This is a genomic window from Modicisalibacter sp. MOD 31.J (assembly GCF_020147985.1).
Taxonomy (GTDB): Bacteria; Pseudomonadota; Gammaproteobacteria; order Pseudomonadales; family Halomonadaceae; genus Modicisalibacter; species Modicisalibacter coralii.
The window spans coordinates 188,077-203,956 of the sequence record NZ_JAGXFF010000003.1; the positions used below are offsets into that span (position 1 = coordinate 188,077).

A 15,880-nucleotide genomic window follows, 5' to 3' on the forward strand; every position below is an offset into this window, starting at 1 on the left:
GTAGGCTATGGTTGTCAGTGACGACACCAAGAAGAACAGCGTTCGACATTCCGGGAGGCCTCGTGACCGCACCAGATGCATCTGTCACCGTGTTCTACGATGAGCGGGTTCTGGCCCACCAGCCCGACGGCAACGTGCCGCTGCTCTCCTCGCGCCTGGACCGCCACCTGCGCCAGATTCTCTCGAGCCTCGACGTCACCTGGCAGTATCCGGAGCATCCGGGGCGGCTGACCGTCATCAGGCAGTTGCTGGACAGCGAGCCGATCGCCGGGGTGACGTTCGAGACCGGCCAGGCCGCCACCCGCGAACAGCTCTGCCGGGTGCATACCTCCTCCTACGTCGCCAACATCCTCGAGCTGCGCGGCAAGAGCGCCTGGCTGGACGTCGACACCACCGCGGTCTCGCCGGGCAGCGCCGAGGCCGCCGAAGTCGCCGCCGGCACCGCCATCGCCGCGGTGGAAGCCGTCGTCGCGGGGCGCACCGCCAGCGCCTTCGCCCTGGTCCGCCCGCCCGGCCACCATGCCGAGCCGGTCCGCGCACGCGGCTTCTGCCTGTTCAACAACGTGGCGGTGGCCGCCGCCCACGCCCGCGCCGAGCTGGGCTGCGAACGGGTGCTGATCGTCGACTGGGACGCCCACCACGGCAACGGTACCCAGGAGATCTTCTGGGCCGATCCCAGCGTGCTGTTCTTCGACATCCACCGCGCCCCGCCCTACTTCCCCGGCTCCGGCCGGCTCGAGGAGGTCGGCGTGGGACTGGGCGAAGGCACCACCGTCAACGTACCGCTGCCCGCCGGCGCCGGGGACGCGGCCTTTCTCAAGGCCTTCGACGAGATCCTCGCCCCCGCCGCCGAGTGGTTCCGGCCCGACCTGATCCTGGTCTCGGCGGGCTTCGACCCGCACTGGAACGACCTGGCCCTGAACGTCACCTACGAAGGCTTCGGCGCGCTGACCGGCCGGTTGCAGGCACTGGCCCGGCGCCACTGCCAGGGACGGCTGGCCTTCGTGCTGGAGGGCGGCTACAACCTGACCTCGCTGCCACGCGGGGTGCACGCCGTGCTCGAGGTCCTCGCCGGTGGCGAGCCGCCGACGCCGGGAATCAGCGGCGTCGCCGAGGTCGCCGCCGCCGCGGCCTATCACCGCGATGCCTTTATCGCCCCCGACGAGTGAACCAAAACGCGGGGGAGCGACTCAGAGCGAGAGTCGGCCCGTGGCCGCCCCTCTCCCGGTCAGAGACCACTAGAATGCCCCATCCGAGACGGCTCGCGTTGCCATCGCCCCCTGCCGACGCCAGAGGTGTTGGCGCGTCTTCACGGCGCCGTGCCATGGTGACCGTCGACCATGCCGACTGACCGGCTGGCGCGCCTTCTCGCGTGGCGGGCCCACTTTCGGGGTCGCTTGCGATACGCGGTGCCCATGTTCATCGGCCTGGCCTTGTTCGGGCTGGCCCTGGTGTTCATTCACCGCGAATTGGCGCAGTTCGACCTGCGGACGATTCAGCGACAACTCGCCGCCCAGTCGCCCACGGCCCTGCTGTTGGCCCTCGCGGCCACGGCGGGCAGCTATCTGGCACTCTCGGCGCACGACCGCCTGGCATTTCGCTGGATCGAACGCTCGTTGCCCTATCGGCGCATCGCCTTTGCGTCGTTCACCGCCTATGCCCTGTCGTACAGCGTGGGGCTGAACATGCTCAGCGGGGGCGCCTTACGCTACAAGATCTACGGGAGCTGGGGCCTGAGCGCCCTGGAAATCGCCAAGATCATCGGCTTCGTCACCCTGACCACGATGCTGGGGCTCACGACCCTCTTCGGCGTCGCCATCCTCGGCGAGGGCCAGCGCCTGACGGCGTTGGTGACGTTGCCGACATGGTTCGGCCCCCTTCTCGGGTGCGCTCTGCTGGGCATCCCCGTGGCATGGCTGCTGCTGGCCGCCCTCGATATCCGGCGCCTGACCTGGCGTGGCCATGCGCTGAGCGTGCCGAGCCTGCCCCTGGCGGCCGGCCAGATAGGGATTGCGCTCGTCGATCACACCCTTGCCGCGATGGCGCTCTACAGTCTCATGCCCGATCATGCCGGGTTCGGGCCGCTGGGTTTCCTGGGGCTGTTCGTCGTTGCCAACACCATCGGCCTGCTCAGTTACGTGCCCGGCGGCGTCGGCGTCTTCGAGGCGGTGATTCTCCTCGCCGTCCCGCAAGAGGCCAAGACGGCCACGATTGCCGCACTGGTGACCTATCGCGTCATCTACTACCTGCTCCCCCTGTTCCTGGCCGGACTGATGCTCGCCTGGCATACCCTGCGACGCCCGGCCCGGGGGCTCGTGACCTGGACCCTGCCCCTGGCGCCGTCACTGTTCGCCGTGCTGGTCTTCGCCTCGGGCATCGTGCTGCTCGTCTCGGGCGCGATACCCCGCAACGACACGGCCACGGACTGGCTGGCCGCCCTGGCACCGCTCGGCGTCATCGAGGTCTCGCACTTCGCGGGCAGCGTGCTGGGCGTGACACTGCTGCTGGTCGCCGACGGGCTGCGTCACCGGCTCAACGGGGCCTGGCTGCTGGCTTGCGGCTGCCTCGTCGGCGGCATCCTCTTCTCGCTGTTCCGGGGCGCGGAGTGGACGCAAGTGCTGGCGCTCGCCATGACCCTGGTCCCGCTCGCCGCCTGTCGTCGCGCCTTCGATCGCAAGGCCCGCCTGCTCGCCCTGACGCCGTCGGTCAGTTGGCTGATCGTCAGCACCGCCGTCGTCACCGCTTACCTGTGGCTGGGCTTCTTTGCCTACCGGCATGTCGAATACACCAATGAGCTGTGGTGGACCTTCGTCCTCGATCAGGGGGCGCCGCGCTTTTTGCGCGCGAGTCTGGGCATGGTGGCCGTGCTGGCGCTGGTGGCCCTGCGTCTGGCCCTGCGTCCCGCCCTGTCGCCCGCGGCGCTGGCCCTGCCGGCTTCGGCGGATCTGGCGCGCGCCGAGCGCGTCATTCAAGGGGCGCAGAACGTCGGCTCGGCGGCCTGGCTGGCGCTGCTCGGTGACAAGCATCTGCTGTTCAGCCAAAGCGGCGAGAGCTTCATCATGTTCGGCCTGCAGGGCAAGAGCTGGATCGCCATGGGCGAGCCGGTCGGCCGCCTGGATGAACGCCACGAGCTGGTGTGGACGTTCCTGGAGACCTGCCGTCAAAACGGCGGACGCCCGTCGTTCTACCAGATTTCCGCCGACACCATGCCGATGTTCGCCGAGGCGGGCCTGGCGTTTCAGAAGCTGGGGGAGCAAGCCTACGTGCCACTCGGCGACTTCGACCTGCAAGGGGCCGCAAGGGCCAAGTTGCGCCAGACCTGGAACCGGGGGCGGCGCGGGAAGCTCGCCTTCACGGTCGTCCCCCGCGCCAGCGTGCCGACGATCATCGACGAGCTGCAGGTCGTCTCGGATCAGTGGCTGAATGCCAAGAACGTCAAGGAAAAGGGCTTTTCCATCGGGCGTTTCGACCGTGACTATATCCGCCACTTTCCCGTGGCGACGATCCGGCTAGAGGGGCGCCTGCTGGCGTTCGCCACGCTGTGCGCGTCGCCCGATCGGCGCGAGCTTTCCATTGACCTGATGCGCCATCGCGACGACGCCCCCAACGGCGTGATGGATCAGCTGTTCATCGAGCTGATGCTGTGGGGGCGTGAAGCGGGGTACGTCGAATTCGATCTGGGCATGGCACCGATGGCGGGGCTGGAAGCGCGTGCCCTGGCGCCCGCACTCAGCCGAGCCGGCGCGCTGATGTTCCGCCATGCCGAACACTTCTACAACTTCCAGGGCCTGCGGGCCTACAAGGCCAAGTTCGATCCGGTCTGGCGTCCCCGCTACCTGGCGGCACGCCCCGGAATCGAGATGACACGCACGCTGGGTGATACGGCGTTACTCATCAGTGGTGGCATAAAGGGGCTGATCAGCAAATGAAACCGACGCGTAGACGCCAGGCCTTATTGGCGCTGGTCATCATGATGGCCAGCCATACTCTGCTGGCGCAGACAGGGGATGTATCACGCGAGCCCGACACGACACTGGCGACCCTGCCGCTGACCGAACTTCCCGTGGCGGGGAAAGGCGATCTCATGGCGGTGATCTGGTCGGGTGACGGTGGCTGGCGGGATCTCGACAAGACCATCGGCGAGGATCTGCAGCGCCAGGGGATCCCCGTGGTCGGTGTCGACTCCTTGCGTTACTTCTGGCATGAAAAGACGCCCGACCGGATCGCCACGGATCTCGCGGCCATCCTCCGGCATTATCGCGCGGCGTGGGGGCGGTCCCGGGTGATACTCGTCGGTTATTCCTTCGGTGCCGACATCATGCCCTTTGCGGTCAACCGCCTCCCCGACGACGTGAAACGCCATATCGTGCGCATTTCACTGCTGGGAGTGGCGCGGGATGCCACCTTCGGCATCCATGTCGCCGACAAGCTCCTGGGCCATTCGAGTCAGGACGCACGCCCCCTGCTGCCCGAGGTGAGTCGGCTCGACCTCGGCAAGGTCCAGTGCTTCTACGGGGAAGAAGAGTCGGACAGCGCGTGTCCGTCGGCCGTTTTCGATAGTGCGGAGAGAATCGAGACCCGAGGCGGGCACCATTTCGATGGCGACTATGCCGCCCTGGCACGACGCATCCTGGATGGCATCGAATAGCGACACGCAGCCCCCTCGTCGACCGGTAACGAGCGACTCGCGTACCATCGGGTCGAACCTGGGGGAAGGAACATGGACTATACGCTGATCAAGCACATCCACATGGCCGCGGCCGCCCTCAGCGTGACGCTGTTCGGCCTGCGCGCCTGGTGGTCGGCCACCGGCTCGACGGCGCTGCGACGCCCCTGGGTCCGTATCGTGCCGCACCTGGTCGATACCCTGCTATTGGCGGCAGGGGTCACCCTGATGGTCATGCTGCAGGCCTGGCCCACGCGCCAGCCCTGGCTGGCGGCCAAGCTGGTCGGCCTGGTGGTCTACATCGGCCTCGGCAGCGTCGCCATCCGCCGCGGGCGCGCCGCGGCGGCGCTGGCCGCGCTCGCGGTCTTCGCCTACATCGTGGGGGCGGCCGTCGCCCACGACCCGCGTTCGTGGCTGGCCCTGAGCTGATCGAGGCCCGAGCTCAGAGGGTGTTTTACAAATTCGGCGAGCGAAGACAAGACAAGGCAAAATCGGGCGAAAAAGCGGAGTTTACCGAGGTAAATGAGCATTTTGAGGCCGATTTTAACGCCGTATTGTCGAGCGCAGGCATTTTGTAAGCACCCTCTCACTCGTCGAGCAGATCCTCGACCCAGGTCAACGCGGCAATGGCATTGGGAAAGCCCAGCGTGGGAATCGCCAGCAGGGCCACCTGCTTGAGCGATTCGTCGTCGATGCCCTCGGCCCGGGCACGGCGCACATGGGAGTGCACCGCGCCCTCGGAGCGCGTGCCCACCGCCAGGGCCAGCTTGATCAGACGTCGGGTCCGCGCATCCAGCGGGCCGGCCTCGGCACAGGCCTCGCCGAGCCCGGCGTAGGCGTCCCAGACTTCCGGGTACTGTTCGGCGAGCCGGGCGGCACCGGCGGGCAGCTGCTGACGTGACATGCGTGATCTCCTCGCGGTTATCGTGGCCCGGGCGTTTCAGGGCGTGAAGTCGGCGACCTTGCCGCCGCGCCCCACCAGCCGTGTGCGGACCATTTCCAGGCGCTCGAGCAGTGCCGCCCTGTCCTGCCAGGTGGCGGGGTCGATCTCGAATTCCTGGGTCTCGTCATCCATGTCGACGGTGAAGCGGTCGAAATTCTCGCCCTTCTCCTCGTGGAACTTGCACACGTAGGGGTGCACCGCGCGGCTGATGATGTCCTTCGCCTGATCCTTGTCGAGTGTCTCGCTGGCCATGATGCCTCCTGTGTCGTGCATGGCGTTTCCGTGCGTGAAGGCGCGTCCCGGACGCCCCGTCCCGGGCATCCCTTGGCGGGACGCGCGGTCAGCCTTGCGGTCCTGACGCTCTCAAGGTAGACGCTAGACGCGACGCTGTTAAGTCGCCGGGAGCCGACCGTTTCCCGACCCGCCATACGCGACCGTCGGGCGCCGAGGCAGCTCCCTAGGAAGCCCGGCTCTTGCTGCGCGTCGTGCCCGCTGCCTTGCCGGTGGTGTCGCCCGGATCGTTGACGGCGCCTGCGGAGGTACGCTCGACGGCCTCCAGACCGACCTTGCCGACCTGGCGCGCGGTCTCGTCGATGCGTTGGTTGAGCGCCTCGCCGGTCTCGGAGAAGGCCTGGCTGAGATCCCGGCCGCAGCCCTGGCCGATCTCGGCCATCATCCGGGCGTCCTCCATCAACTGCTCGGTCCATTCGCTAAGCCATTCGACCTGCTGCGACAGAAAACGCTGCATGTCGTCGGCATCCTGGATATCGTTGGCCGCACGCAGACACCGGGCACTCATCTGACTGTAGCGCTGCAGGGCATCGAGTTGATGCTGCATCGCCTGGTCGAGGCCGTCGGCCATCGTCTGGCCGACGCGCAGCCACGGATTGAAGCTCGACCAGGTCTCCCAGAGATCCCGCACCCGGGCGTCATATTGGTTCGTTGCCGTTTGGTGACTCATGTCGCTCCCCCTGTTACGAAAACGCGTGGAAAATCGCGAAAACTCCAGCTTCTCCCCCTTACCGGAGCACCTTGTGCGGTATAGACCGGGGCCCGCACGCCTGCCTTGACGGGGATCATTAAATCCACACCTCGGGCCCACGGGTTTGCCTCAGAGATCGAGGTGGCGGGTATCGGGAATTTCCTCCGAGTGCCACTGATCGCCCGTCTCGAAGGGCCCGACAGTGCAGGTTGCATCAGCAAGGAAGACGGTATCGTCAGCGCGGCGTGACAATCTGGCCCGCGCTTGATCGGCTTCAGGTTTCCACGGAGCAGTCATGCCGTGGGCGTACTAGGGAGGTTTTCGCCAGGCGCCCGGAACACCCTGCCGCAAATGCTCCAACAGGACGGCCACCTTGCGCGGCAGGTGGCCGTGAGGATAAAGCAGGGCAATGGGTTGCGCCGGAGCCTGCCAGTCGGCCAGGCAGGGTACCAGCGCCCCCGGGTGGTGGCGCAGGCGCTCTTCGGCCATCCAGTGAGGCATCAGTCCGAGCCCCTGGCCACGGACGATGGCATCGGCATGCAGCACCAGTTGGTCGACCTGCAGGCGCGAGGTCGTTGCCGGTAGCGGATGCTCGCCCTGCTCCGGGTGGCTCAGGGTCAGTCCATCTTCGATATCACCGAGGCGATCGATCCAGCGGTACTGACGCAAATCCCGCGGATGGCGTGGCGCCCCGTGGCGCTCGAGGTGTTCGGGGCTGGCATAGATACCGTAGGTCAACCAGCCGAGACGCTCCTGACGCAACCCGCACTCGCCGATCTCTCCCAGCCAGACATGGATGGCGTTGGCATCCGGCGCGACCGGCGGCGCCTGCAGGGTATGCAGAACAATCCGCGCCTGCGGATGTCGCGCCAGAAAGTCCTCGGCCTGACGTGCCATCCAGCCGCGCGCGAGCGCCGAGTGCACCTTGATCACCACCTGGCCGCTGACCTCCGCCCGGAGGTCGTCCAGCGCCCGATGGCTACATTCGGCAAGCCGCAACATTTCCCAGGCGTAGTCCAGAAACAGGCTGCCGGCCTCGGTCGGCAGCAGCCGGTTGGCCTGGCGCCTCAGCAACGGCTGCTCCAGTTGGGCCTCGAGATGCGCGATGCGTCGACTCAGGGTCGACTTGGCGACACCCAGACGCCGGGCGCTCGAGGTCAGGCTGCCGCTGCGCATGACCTCGGCGAAGGTTGCCAAGGCGTCGAGATCGTACATGCGATACCGCTCCCGGGGAGACAGTCATTCGGGCGGCGCGGGGAAGCATGCCGCCCGAACTAACTGGAATCGATTCGACGTTGCGCAAAGCGCAACGCGTTGTCTCGCAACGTTACCAGAAGAATATGGAAGAATCTAAATGATAAATATTCGTATTGAATTTCTCGACCGTGAGAAATCGCCCCGCCCGGGGGCTCGTCTTACAAGGGAACCCAATGATGTTGTCAACGCCATTCCGCCTCTCCACTCTCGCAGTGGCCGGTGTCGCCGGGTTTGCCGGCAGCAGTCAGGCCCAGGAGTCACTCGATCCGATGGTCGTCACCGCCGCCGGCTACGCCCAGCAGGTCGCCAGAGCTCCGGCCTCGATCAGCGTGGTCACGCGCGAGGCGCTGGAGGATCACCAGTACCGAGACGTCACCGATGCCCTGCGCAACGTGCCCGGCGTCATCGTGACCGGCGGCGGGGCGGGCGACAACGGCGCCGACATCAGCATTCGCGGCATGCCGGCACAGTACACGCTGATTCTGGTCGACGGTCGGCGACAGTCCACCCGCGAGACCCGTCCCAACGGCAGTGCCGGCTTCGAGCAGGACTGGTTGCCACCGTTGCAGGCAATCGACCGTATCGAGGTAATCCGTGGGCCGATGTCGACGCTCTACGGCTCCGATGCCATCGGTGGGGTCATCAACATCATCACGCGCAAGGTGGCCGACGAGTGGCACGGCAATCTCCAGGTCGACACCACCATTCAGGAAGACCGCGATTCCGGCAACGAACAGCAGACCCAGTTCTACGTGGCCGGCCCACTCAAGGAAGGGCTCCTCGGCCTGCAGGTGAACGGACGCTATTCCACGCGGGACGAAGACCACATCATCGATGGTTACGAAGACAAGGAGCTGCGTAACGGTACGGTGCGACTGTCACTGACGCCGGGCGAAAACCACGATTTCACCTTCGAGGCCGGGCGCACCGAGCAGGAGCGCCAGTCGCACGTGGGCGTGTCGGCGTCCGAAACCGGCTGCCGCGGGCCGTGCACGGACTCCGACAACGATTTCAACCGTGAGCACTTCACCATCACGCATACCGGGCGCTGGGGTATCGGCACCAGCGACTCCTACGTACAGCGCGAGACCGCGGAGAACAAGTCTCGCGACATGGAGATCACCAACACGGTGGCCGACTCGCGCCTGGTGATGCCGTTCGCCTCGCATATCCTGACCGTCGGCGCCAACTACGAAAAGCAGGAGCTGGACGACTCGACCAGCAATGACCTCGATACCGGCATCGACAACATCGACGTCTATCAGTGGGCACTGTTCGTCGAGGACGAATGGTCGTTGACCGACAGCTTCTCGCTGACCGGCGGCGTGCGCATGGACGACAACGAGAACTTCGGCAGTCACGTCAGCCCACGCCTCTACGGCGTCTGGAGCATGGCGCCGAACTGGACGCTCAAGGGCGGCGTCTCCTCCGGCTACCGGTCTCCCGCGCTGCGCGAGATCACCCCGGGCTGGGGCCAGGTCAGCCGTGGCGGGAATATCTACGGCAATCCGGATCTCGAGCCGGAAACCTCGCTCAATCACGAGCTGGGGCTGGTCTACAGCGGCGACGACGGCACGAGCGCCAGCGCGACGCTGTTCTACAACGCGTTCGAGGACAAGATCACCCGTGTCGGTTGCCCGATCGATATCTGTACGGACGGGCAGAATAGTTTCGGAGCCGACCCCACCTATCGCGTCAACGTCGACGAGGCGACCACGCAGGGCGTCGAACTCTCGCTGGCCACGCCGCTGACCGAGTCATTGTCGCTGACGTCGAGTTACACCTTCACCGACTCCGAACAGAAATCCGGCGAGTACGAGGGCCGGCCGCTGACCAAGCTGCCCAAGCACCTGGCGACCGCCACGCTCGACTGGGACCCCAGCGGTCGCTTCAGCGGCTGGTCGCGCGTCACCTACCGCGGCGAGGAGAGCGAGCCGACCGGGGGGCGCTCCGCCAGCTCGCTGCAGGCACCGTCCTATACCTTCGTCGATGCCGGCGGCAGCTGGGCGATCGCACCGCAGGCCCATTTCCTGTTCGGTGTCTACAACCTCTTCGACAAGGACGTGGACTACGACGACTACGGTCTGGTCGAGGATGGCCGCCGCTACTGGGTCGGCATCAATCTCGAGTTCTGAGGCGCGGGGACGTCATCCCCGATGGCGACGCTGCCGGCCGGGCCTCTCGCTCATCCCGCATCACGGATCATCAACCCGGACGGCGGCGCAAACGACGCGGCGCCGTCTCGACGACGCAAGGGAGACTTTCATGCAACTGCGTTTTCTACCCCCCGGCATCTCGCGGTTCTGCGCGGTGCTGGCCCTGGCAACGCTGGCACAGGGCGGCATGGCCAGTGCCGTCCAGGCGCGCACGCTGGAAACCGCCTACGGCGAGGTCGACGTCGACGGCCAGCCGGCGCGCGTGGTCACGCTCTACGAAGGGGCGCTGGACACCGCCCTGACCGCCGGCATCACGCCGCTGGGTGCGGTGGCGACGCGGGGCGGTGACGGCGTCGCCGCCTATCTCGGCGATGCCGCCGAAGGCATCGCCATCGTCGGCACCGCCCGCGAGACCAACATGGAGGCGGTCGTCGCCCTGCGTCCCGACCTGATCCTCGCCCCACCGCGCCTGCCGCAGGCGCAGTACGCGCTGCTCTCGCGCCTGGCGCCGACCATCGTCCCGACGACCCAGGGGTTCGAGCCGGACGCCTGGAAGGACGAGGCCCGCCTGTTCGCCAGGGCCCTGGGCCGAGAAACACCGGTGGACAGCGCGCTTGATGAAATTGATAATCGCTCACATTCGCTAGCCAAGCGTCAGCCGCAACCCGCGCCCGAGGTGACGCTGGCGCGCTGGATGCCGAATGGGCCGATGGTAATGTCCACACGGCTGTTCGCCACCGGCCTGCTCGCCGCCGCCGGCTTCACGGTCGAGGACGGCGGCGTGGTCAAAGACGACCGTCCGCACAGCGATCCGCTGAGCCTGGAGAACCTGGCGCGCATCGACAACGACTGGCTGTTCCTCGCCACGCTCAACGCCGAGGGCGAGGCGGCGCTGGAGAAAGCCCGTCAGTCGCCGGCCTTTGCGCGTCTCGACGTGGTGCAGCACGACCGCGTCGTTCCCGTGGATGGCCAACTCTGGACCAGCGCGTCCGGTCCGATGGCGGCCTCTCGGGTGCTGGACGATATCGAAGCCGCCCTGGCGCCATGAGTTGGAAAGACGATGACTGATTCCCGTGACTGATTCAGCCGCTTCGCACCGTTACCCGCTGCCCCGGCTGATGCTGGGGCTGCTGCTTTGTCTCGCCCTGATGACGCTAGCGAGCCTGCTCTTCGGTGCCGGCGAGATCGGCCCAGCCGACGCCTGGTCGGTGTTGACCGGCAACGGCGATGCCGAGGCGCGCTTCCTGGTCGAGTCGCTGCGCGCGCCACGCACGGCGGTCGGCGTCGGTGTCGGCATCGCACTCGGCGTCGCCGGCGCCCTGATCCAGGCGGCGGCGCGCAACCCGCTGGCCGAGCCCGGGCTGCTCGGCGTCAGCGCCGGCAGCGCCCTGGCGGTGGCCGTGGCGCTGATGCTCGGGGCGAGCGCTGCCACGCTGCGCGTCTCGGTCGCGCAGTTGGGCGCGCTGGCCGGGTGTCTTTTCGTGCTGGCGGCGGCCCGGCTCAACGGCGTCGGTGGCGATCCGGTACGGCTGGTACTCGCCGGCGCCGTGCTCTCCGGGCTGCTGGGGGCACTGACCTCGCTGATCCTGCTGGTCGACCAGCGCTCCGCCGACGAGATCCGCTTCTGGATCGTCGGCAGTCTGGCCGGGCGCCGGCTCGAGGATCTGCGGGCGATCCTGCCAAGCCTGGCGGCGGCGGGGGCGATCACGCTCGCCGTGGCGCGACCGCTGGCGGCACTGGCGCTGGGAGAACGGGTCGCCGTCGGTCTCGGGCATCGCCCGCGCCTGGTACGCCTGCTGACGGTCGTCGCCGTCGCGCTGCTGGTCGGAGCGGCGACGGCGGTCGCGGGGCCCATCGCCTTCGTCGGTCTGGTGGTGCCGTTCGCGGCGCGAGCGCTCGCCGGACCGGACATTCGCCGCACCCTGTGGCTGGCCCTGCCGCTGGGGCCGATCCTGATACTCGGGGCGGACGTGCTGTCGAGACTGCTGGTGGCACCCTCGGAGATGCCGCTCGGCGTGATCACGGCGCTGGTCGGCGCGCCGGTGCTGATCGCGGTCGTCCGCGCCCATCGACTGCCGGCGGTGTAGGGTCATGAAGGCTCGCATGCTCTCTCCGTCCCGGCATCGTGTTCGGCGAGCCGCCGAGGTGCCGCCGCCTCACGGTACATGGCGGCTCGCCGGTCGGGTCGTCGGTCGGGATCTCTCCGTGCTGGTCGACCGTCGCGCGGCGCTGGCCAACCTCGCCTTGGCGCTGGCGCTTGCTGGCGTGGCGCTGCTCTCTCTCTGCCTGGGGAGCCTGCCGCTCGACCCGCGAACCGCGTTGAGCGGGCTGCTCGGACAAGGCGACGCGATGCACGTCTTCGTGGTTCAGGCGCTGCGCCTGCCGCGCCTGCTCGCCGGCCTCGCCACCGGAGCAGCCTTCGCACTGGCCGGCTGTTTGATGCAGACTCTGGCACGCAACCGGCTGGCAACGCCCGGCATCGTCGGCATCGACAACGGCGCAACAGCCTTCGCGATCGCCTCGGTGATCGGCGTCGGGACCAGCCTTGCGCCGCCGCCGATGGCGCTGGTCGGCGCGGCGACGGCCACTGCGATCACCTTCGCGCTGGCCAGCGACATCGGCACGCGCGGCTACCGCTTCATCGTCGCCGGCATCGGCGTGGGCGCGGTCTTCGGTGCGCTGACCCAACTGATGATGGCGCGGGTGGCGATCGATGCCGCCAACGCCGCCTATCCGTGGACCGTGGGCAGTCTCAACACGCGTGACGCCGGTGCCGTGGCGTGGCTCGGTGCCGGCCTGCTGCTCGCCTTCGTCGGCGCGGCCTGGCTGTCACGGGCGATGACGGTGCTGCGTTTCTCCGATGCGGTGGCCCGCGGGCTCGGCTATCGCGTCAAGGCCTGTCGCTATCTGGCCTTGATGATTGCGGTCGGCCTGACCGGGCTGGCGGTGGCGGTGGCGGGGCCGGTCGGGCTGGTGGCGCTGATCGGCCCCGAGATCGCGCGCCAGCTCTCCTCGCCGCGCGGCGTGCCGCTGACGGCCTCGGTACTCGCCGGCGCCCTGGTGATGACATCGGCCGACCTGGCCGGACGCCTGCTGCTGGCACCGATCGAGGTACCGGTGGGCATCGTCACGGCGATCATCGGCGCGCCCTTCCTGCTCTGGATTCTGTTACGCCCCTCGTCGAGGTTTGTGTCATGAGCTTTCTATCATGAGTGTCCTGTCATGAGTGTCCTGTCATGAGTCCCCCTTGCGAATCGGTGGCGCCACTCGCCGCCAGACGGCTGTCGTTGAGCTACGGGCACGGGCGCACGCGGCGGCGGGTAATCGAGGGCCTCGACCTGACACTGCCGGTCGGGCAGGTAACGGCGATCGTCGGACCCAACGGCTGCGGCAAGTCCACCCTGCTGGCCAGCCTGTCACGGCTGCATGCACCGGATGCCGGAGCGGTGCTGCTCGACGGGCGCGATATTCAGCGCCTGCCGGCCCGGGAGATGGCCAGGCGTCTGGCGCTGCTGCCGCAGGAGACCCAGGCGCCGGAGGGGCTGACGGTCGCGGAGCTGATCCGCTTCGGCCGTCAGCCGCATCAGGGGCTGTTCCAGCAGTGGTCGGCGGAGGACAAGCGGATCGTCGATGCCGCGCTCACCGCGGCGGATCTGCACGCGCTGGCGGACCGCCCGCTGGACGCCATGTCCGGGGGGCAGCGCCAGCGCGCCTGGATCGCCATGGCGATCGCTCAGCAGACGCCGCTGTTGCTGCTCGACGAGCCGACCTCGGCGCTCGACCTCGGCCATCAACTCGAGGTCTTCGAACTGATCCGGGCGCAGGCCGCCGCCGGCAAGACGCTGGCGATGGTGGTCCACGACCTGGTCAGCGCCTGCCGCTTCGCCGACCATCTGGTGGCGATGCTCGACGGCCGCATCATCGCCGCGGGGCCGCCGCGGGCGATCATGACCGAGGCACTGGTGCGTGAGCTCTACGGCATCGACTGCACGCTGCTCGAAGACCCGGCCACCGGTAGCCCGGTACTGACCAATCTGCGCTCATTGCGCTGAGCGCGGCCAGCGAGTCGTTCGATGCGTCGATAGCGATACTCGGGTGATTCATTCATCGCGGGGCCCGGCCGGCGCACATCGACGAGCGGGGCATTCAGCGCCAACGCTCCGGCACCCGCCGCCGAGCGCACCGATCAGCGCCAGCACGGCGAGGGCGATCACCGCCGCGCCGTAGGCGTAGGTGGTCGTCTCCAGGCCCACCTGCTGGGTGGCGGCACCGGCCAGCAGCAGCCACGCGGTGTGCCCGTGCACGCCGGCCAGCATCACCGCCATGCCCGCGGCGAGCCCCCAGCCACCGACCAGCAGTGCCAGACGCGGCGTCTGCCGGCGCAGCACGAGCACGCTGCTGCCGCCCACGAACGGCAGCAGGAAGGCCAGCAGCCCGCCCATCGCCGGATTGTGCAGATCCACCACCTCGGCGATCAGCGAGGGGCCCAGCGACAGCGAGAAGCCGCCGAGCGCCCAGGCGGCGATGGCCACCGGCACCACGCGCAGCAGAGTGGCGCGTACCGCGACCGGCACCTGTACCCGCGGGCGCAGCGACAGCGGCTGCCCGGGGGTCGTCCTGACCGTCTCGCGCATTCTCGGCAGCCACGCCAGTTGCCACAGCAACGCCCCCAGCAACAGCGCGAAGACGAGGCGCAGCGGGGCCGGCGCGTAGCCCACCAGCAACCCCGAGAACAGCGCCCCGAAGGCCATGCCGTAGAGCGGTCCGACGCTGGCCATCAGCGGCCCGTGGCGCGCGTGGCTGTCGAGGATCGCCGCCGCCAGGGCACTGGTGGCGATGCCGGTGGCCACGCCCTGCAGGATGCGCCCGGCAAGCAGCCAGCCGGGCCCGTCGGCGAGCAGGAACACGCCCATCGACACCGCCTCGAGCGCCACGGCCAGGGCGATCACCGGCTTGCGCCCCCGCTGGTCCGATAGCGAGCCGCTGACCAGCAGCGTCAGCAACAGCGCGAACATGTAGACCGCGAACACCAGGGTCAGCAGCGTCGCCGAGAACCCCCAGGCGCGCTGGTACAGCGGATAGAGCGGCGTGGGCGCGCTCGAGGCGGCGAGGAAGACGACCAGGAGCCCCAGGTAGAACAGCGCCTGTCCCGTGCGTGGAGAATCATCGCCCCGCGTGCAGTCAAGGGAGGAAGAAGCTGCCATGACCCACTCCTTAATGCTAAGATTTTGCGTTAATGTGAAGCATGACGCCTCTGCCCCGTTAAAGCAAATATTTTGCGTTAAGGAATCATGACTCAGAAAACCGCCGTACGCCCCGGAGGCCGCAGTGCCCGCATCCAGCAGGCCGTGCACCAGGCCGTTCACGAGCTCGAGCGTGAACTGCCGCGCGACGCCCTGACTCTGCCGCGGATCGCCGAGCGCGCCGGGGTGACGCCCTCGACCCTCTATCGTCGCTGGGGAAATCTCGCCGAACTGCTCGCCGACGTGAACCTCGAACGCCTGCGTCCCGAAACGCCACCGGCCGACACCGGGACCCTGGCCGGCGACCTGCTGGCCTGGAGCGAGCAGTATCACGACGAACTGACCTCTCGCCCCGGCCAGCGCATGCTGCGCGACGTGCTGGCCAGCGACGACGCCGAGCGGCGCCGCTGCTGCAGCGACCTGAACCGGCAACAGATGCAGACGATCGTCCAGCGCGCCGGCCAGCGCGGCGAGACCGTACCCAGCGTCGAGACGCTGATGGAGCGCCTGGTCGCCCCGCTGGTCTACTACCTGCTCTACGATGCCGAGGCCGTGGATCACGCGCGCCTCGAGCGCTGGGTGGGCGAGGTGGTGGGGAGCCGCGGTGAGTGACGCCGGTACGCCGCGGGCGCC

General features: G+C 68.0%; 15 protein-coding genes. 10 read left to right on the forward strand and 5 right to left on the reverse strand.

From position 1 onward, the window contains the following. Positions 1–62 precede the first annotated feature (62 nt). The 4 genes from KGR00_RS11475 (at position 63) to KGR00_RS11490 (ending at position 5,095) form a co-directional block, all read left to right on the forward strand. Positions 63–1,169: a histone deacetylase gene (locus KGR00_RS11475; RefSeq protein ID WP_224418576.1), complete on the forward strand. Its 1,107-nt coding sequence runs from the start codon at positions 63–65 to the stop codon at positions 1,167–1,169. 246 nt (positions 1,170–1,415) lie between these two features. Then, positions 1,416–3,929, forward strand: coding sequence for a bifunctional lysylphosphatidylglycerol flippase/synthetase MprF (gene mprF / locus KGR00_RS11480; RefSeq protein ID WP_224424419.1), 2,514 nt, complete (start codon positions 1,416–1,418; stop codon positions 3,927–3,929). Next, positions 3,926–4,648, forward strand: coding sequence for a virulence factor (locus tag KGR00_RS11485; protein WP_224418574.1), 723 nt, complete (start codon positions 3,926–3,928; stop codon positions 4,646–4,648). Before mprF ends, KGR00_RS11485 begins: the two co-directional genes overlap by 4 nt. Positions 4,649–4,720: 72 nt before the next feature. Beyond that, entirely contained in the window at positions 4,721–5,095 is a 375-nt protein-coding gene (locus KGR00_RS11490; protein ID WP_224418573.1) for a SirB2 family protein, read from the forward strand. Between the two features lie 157 nt (positions 5,096–5,252). On the opposite strand, the gene KGR00_RS11495 is transcribed toward KGR00_RS11490, so the two are convergent. The 4 genes from KGR00_RS11495 to KGR00_RS11510 all read right to left on the reverse strand — a co-directional run bounded on the left by KGR00_RS11495 (position 5,253) and on the right by KGR00_RS11510 (position 7,806). Continuing rightward, the gene (locus KGR00_RS11495; RefSeq protein ID WP_129141785.1) at positions 5,253–5,570 is read right to left on the reverse strand and encodes a carboxymuconolactone decarboxylase family protein; all 318 of its coding nucleotides are present in this window, start codon (positions 5,568–5,570) and stop codon (positions 5,253–5,255) included. A 36-nt stretch (positions 5,571–5,606) separates the two neighbouring features. Then, positions 5,607–5,882 carry a hypothetical protein gene (locus KGR00_RS11500; RefSeq protein ID WP_129141784.1) on the reverse strand — a complete coding sequence of 92 codons (276 nt, stop codon included), beginning with the start codon at positions 5,880–5,882 and terminating at the stop codon, positions 5,607–5,609. A gap of 184 nt (positions 5,883–6,066) precedes the next feature. Beyond that, on the reverse strand, positions 6,067–6,570 hold the full coding sequence (locus tag KGR00_RS11505) for a phasin family protein (protein WP_224418572.1): 504 nt from the start codon (positions 6,568–6,570) through the stop codon (positions 6,067–6,069). Positions 6,571–6,900: 330 nt separating this feature from the next. Then, positions 6,901–7,806, reverse strand: coding sequence for a LysR substrate-binding domain-containing protein (locus KGR00_RS11510; protein ID WP_224418571.1), 906 nt, complete (start codon positions 7,804–7,806; stop codon positions 6,901–6,903). Positions 7,807–8,024: 218 nt separating this feature from the next. On the opposite strand from KGR00_RS11510, the gene KGR00_RS11515 reads away from it, so the two are divergent. From KGR00_RS11515 to KGR00_RS11535, 5 genes are all read left to right on the forward strand, one after another. Continuing rightward, positions 8,025–9,983 carry a ligand-gated channel protein gene (locus tag KGR00_RS11515; protein WP_224418570.1) on the forward strand — a complete coding sequence of 653 codons (1,959 nt, stop codon included), beginning with the start codon at positions 8,025–8,027 and terminating at the stop codon, positions 9,981–9,983. Between the two features lie 208 nt (positions 9,984–10,191). After that, the gene (locus KGR00_RS11520) at positions 10,192–11,052 is read left to right on the forward strand and encodes an ABC transporter substrate-binding protein (RefSeq protein ID WP_224419844.1); all 861 of its coding nucleotides are present in this window, start codon (positions 10,192–10,194) and stop codon (positions 11,050–11,052) included. A gap of 70 nt (positions 11,053–11,122) precedes the next feature. Then, positions 11,123–12,091: an iron ABC transporter permease gene (locus tag KGR00_RS11525; protein WP_129141806.1), complete on the forward strand. Its 969-nt coding sequence runs from the start codon at positions 11,123–11,125 to the stop codon at positions 12,089–12,091. Between the two features lie 16 nt (positions 12,092–12,107). Further along, a complete protein-coding gene (locus tag KGR00_RS11530; RefSeq protein ID WP_224418569.1) occupies positions 12,108–13,202 on the forward strand; it encodes an iron ABC transporter permease in 1,095 nt (364 codons plus the stop codon). A 38-nt stretch (positions 13,203–13,240) separates the two neighbouring features. After that, positions 13,241–14,056, forward strand: a complete 816-nt coding sequence (locus KGR00_RS11535; RefSeq protein WP_224418568.1) for an ABC transporter ATP-binding protein — start codon at positions 13,241–13,243, stop codon at positions 14,054–14,056. Positions 14,057–14,104: 48 nt separating this feature from the next. Here the strand turns inward: KGR00_RS11535 and KGR00_RS11540 are convergent, their stop codons facing one another. Next, positions 14,105–15,208: an MFS transporter gene (locus KGR00_RS11540; RefSeq protein ID WP_239031363.1), complete on the reverse strand. Its 1,104-nt coding sequence runs from the start codon at positions 15,206–15,208 to the stop codon at positions 14,105–14,107. Between the two features lie 87 nt (positions 15,209–15,295). Here KGR00_RS11540 and KGR00_RS11545 point away from each other — a divergent pair, with 87 nt between their 5' ends. Next, on the forward strand, positions 15,296–15,859 hold the full coding sequence (locus KGR00_RS11545; RefSeq protein WP_224418566.1) for a TetR/AcrR family transcriptional regulator: 564 nt from the start codon (positions 15,296–15,298) through the stop codon (positions 15,857–15,859). The last annotated feature ends 21 nt before the right edge of the window (positions 15,860–15,880 follow it).

What these genes read in the sequence shown, in the direction of transcription:
- mprF (WP_224424419.1), top strand. Translation starts at nt 1,416, where the DNA reads ATGTTCATCGGCCTGGCCTTGTTCGGGCTGGCCCTGGTGTTCATTCAC.
- KGR00_RS11485 (WP_224418574.1), top strand. Translation starts at nt 3,926, where the DNA reads ATGAAACCGACGCGTAGACGCCAGGCCTTATTGGCGCTGGTCATCATG.
- KGR00_RS11490 (WP_224418573.1), top strand. Translation starts at nt 4,721, where the DNA reads ATGGACTATACGCTGATCAAGCACATCCACATGGCCGCGGCCGCCCTC.
- KGR00_RS11495 (WP_129141785.1), bottom strand. Translation starts at nt 5,570, where the DNA reads ATGTCACGTCAGCAGCTGCCCGCCGGTGCCGCCCGGCTCGCCGAACAG.
- KGR00_RS11500 (WP_129141784.1), bottom strand. Translation starts at nt 5,882, where the DNA reads ATGCACGACACAGGAGGCATCATGGCCAGCGAGACACTCGACAAGGAT.
- KGR00_RS11505 (WP_224418572.1), bottom strand. Translation starts at nt 6,570, where the DNA reads ATGAGTCACCAAACGGCAACGAACCAATATGACGCCCGGGTGCGGGAT.
- KGR00_RS11510 (WP_224418571.1), bottom strand. Translation starts at nt 7,806, where the DNA reads ATGTACGATCTCGACGCCTTGGCAACCTTCGCCGAGGTCATGCGCAGC.
- KGR00_RS11515 (WP_224418570.1), top strand. Translation starts at nt 8,025, where the DNA reads ATGTTGTCAACGCCATTCCGCCTCTCCACTCTCGCAGTGGCCGGTGTC.
- KGR00_RS11520 (WP_224419844.1), top strand. Translation starts at nt 10,192, where the DNA reads ATGGCCAGTGCCGTCCAGGCGCGCACGCTGGAAACCGCCTACGGCGAG.
- KGR00_RS11525 (WP_129141806.1), top strand. Translation starts at nt 11,123, where the DNA reads ATGCTGGGGCTGCTGCTTTGTCTCGCCCTGATGACGCTAGCGAGCCTG.
- KGR00_RS11530 (WP_224418569.1), top strand. Translation starts at nt 12,108, where the DNA reads ATGCTCTCTCCGTCCCGGCATCGTGTTCGGCGAGCCGCCGAGGTGCCG.
- KGR00_RS11535 (WP_224418568.1), top strand. Translation starts at nt 13,241, where the DNA reads ATGAGTCCCCCTTGCGAATCGGTGGCGCCACTCGCCGCCAGACGGCTG.
- KGR00_RS11540 (WP_239031363.1), bottom strand. Translation starts at nt 15,208, where the DNA reads ATGGCAGCTTCTTCCTCCCTTGACTGCACGCGGGGCGATGATTCTCCA.
- KGR00_RS11545 (WP_224418566.1), top strand. Translation starts at nt 15,296, where the DNA reads ATGACTCAGAAAACCGCCGTACGCCCCGGAGGCCGCAGTGCCCGCATC.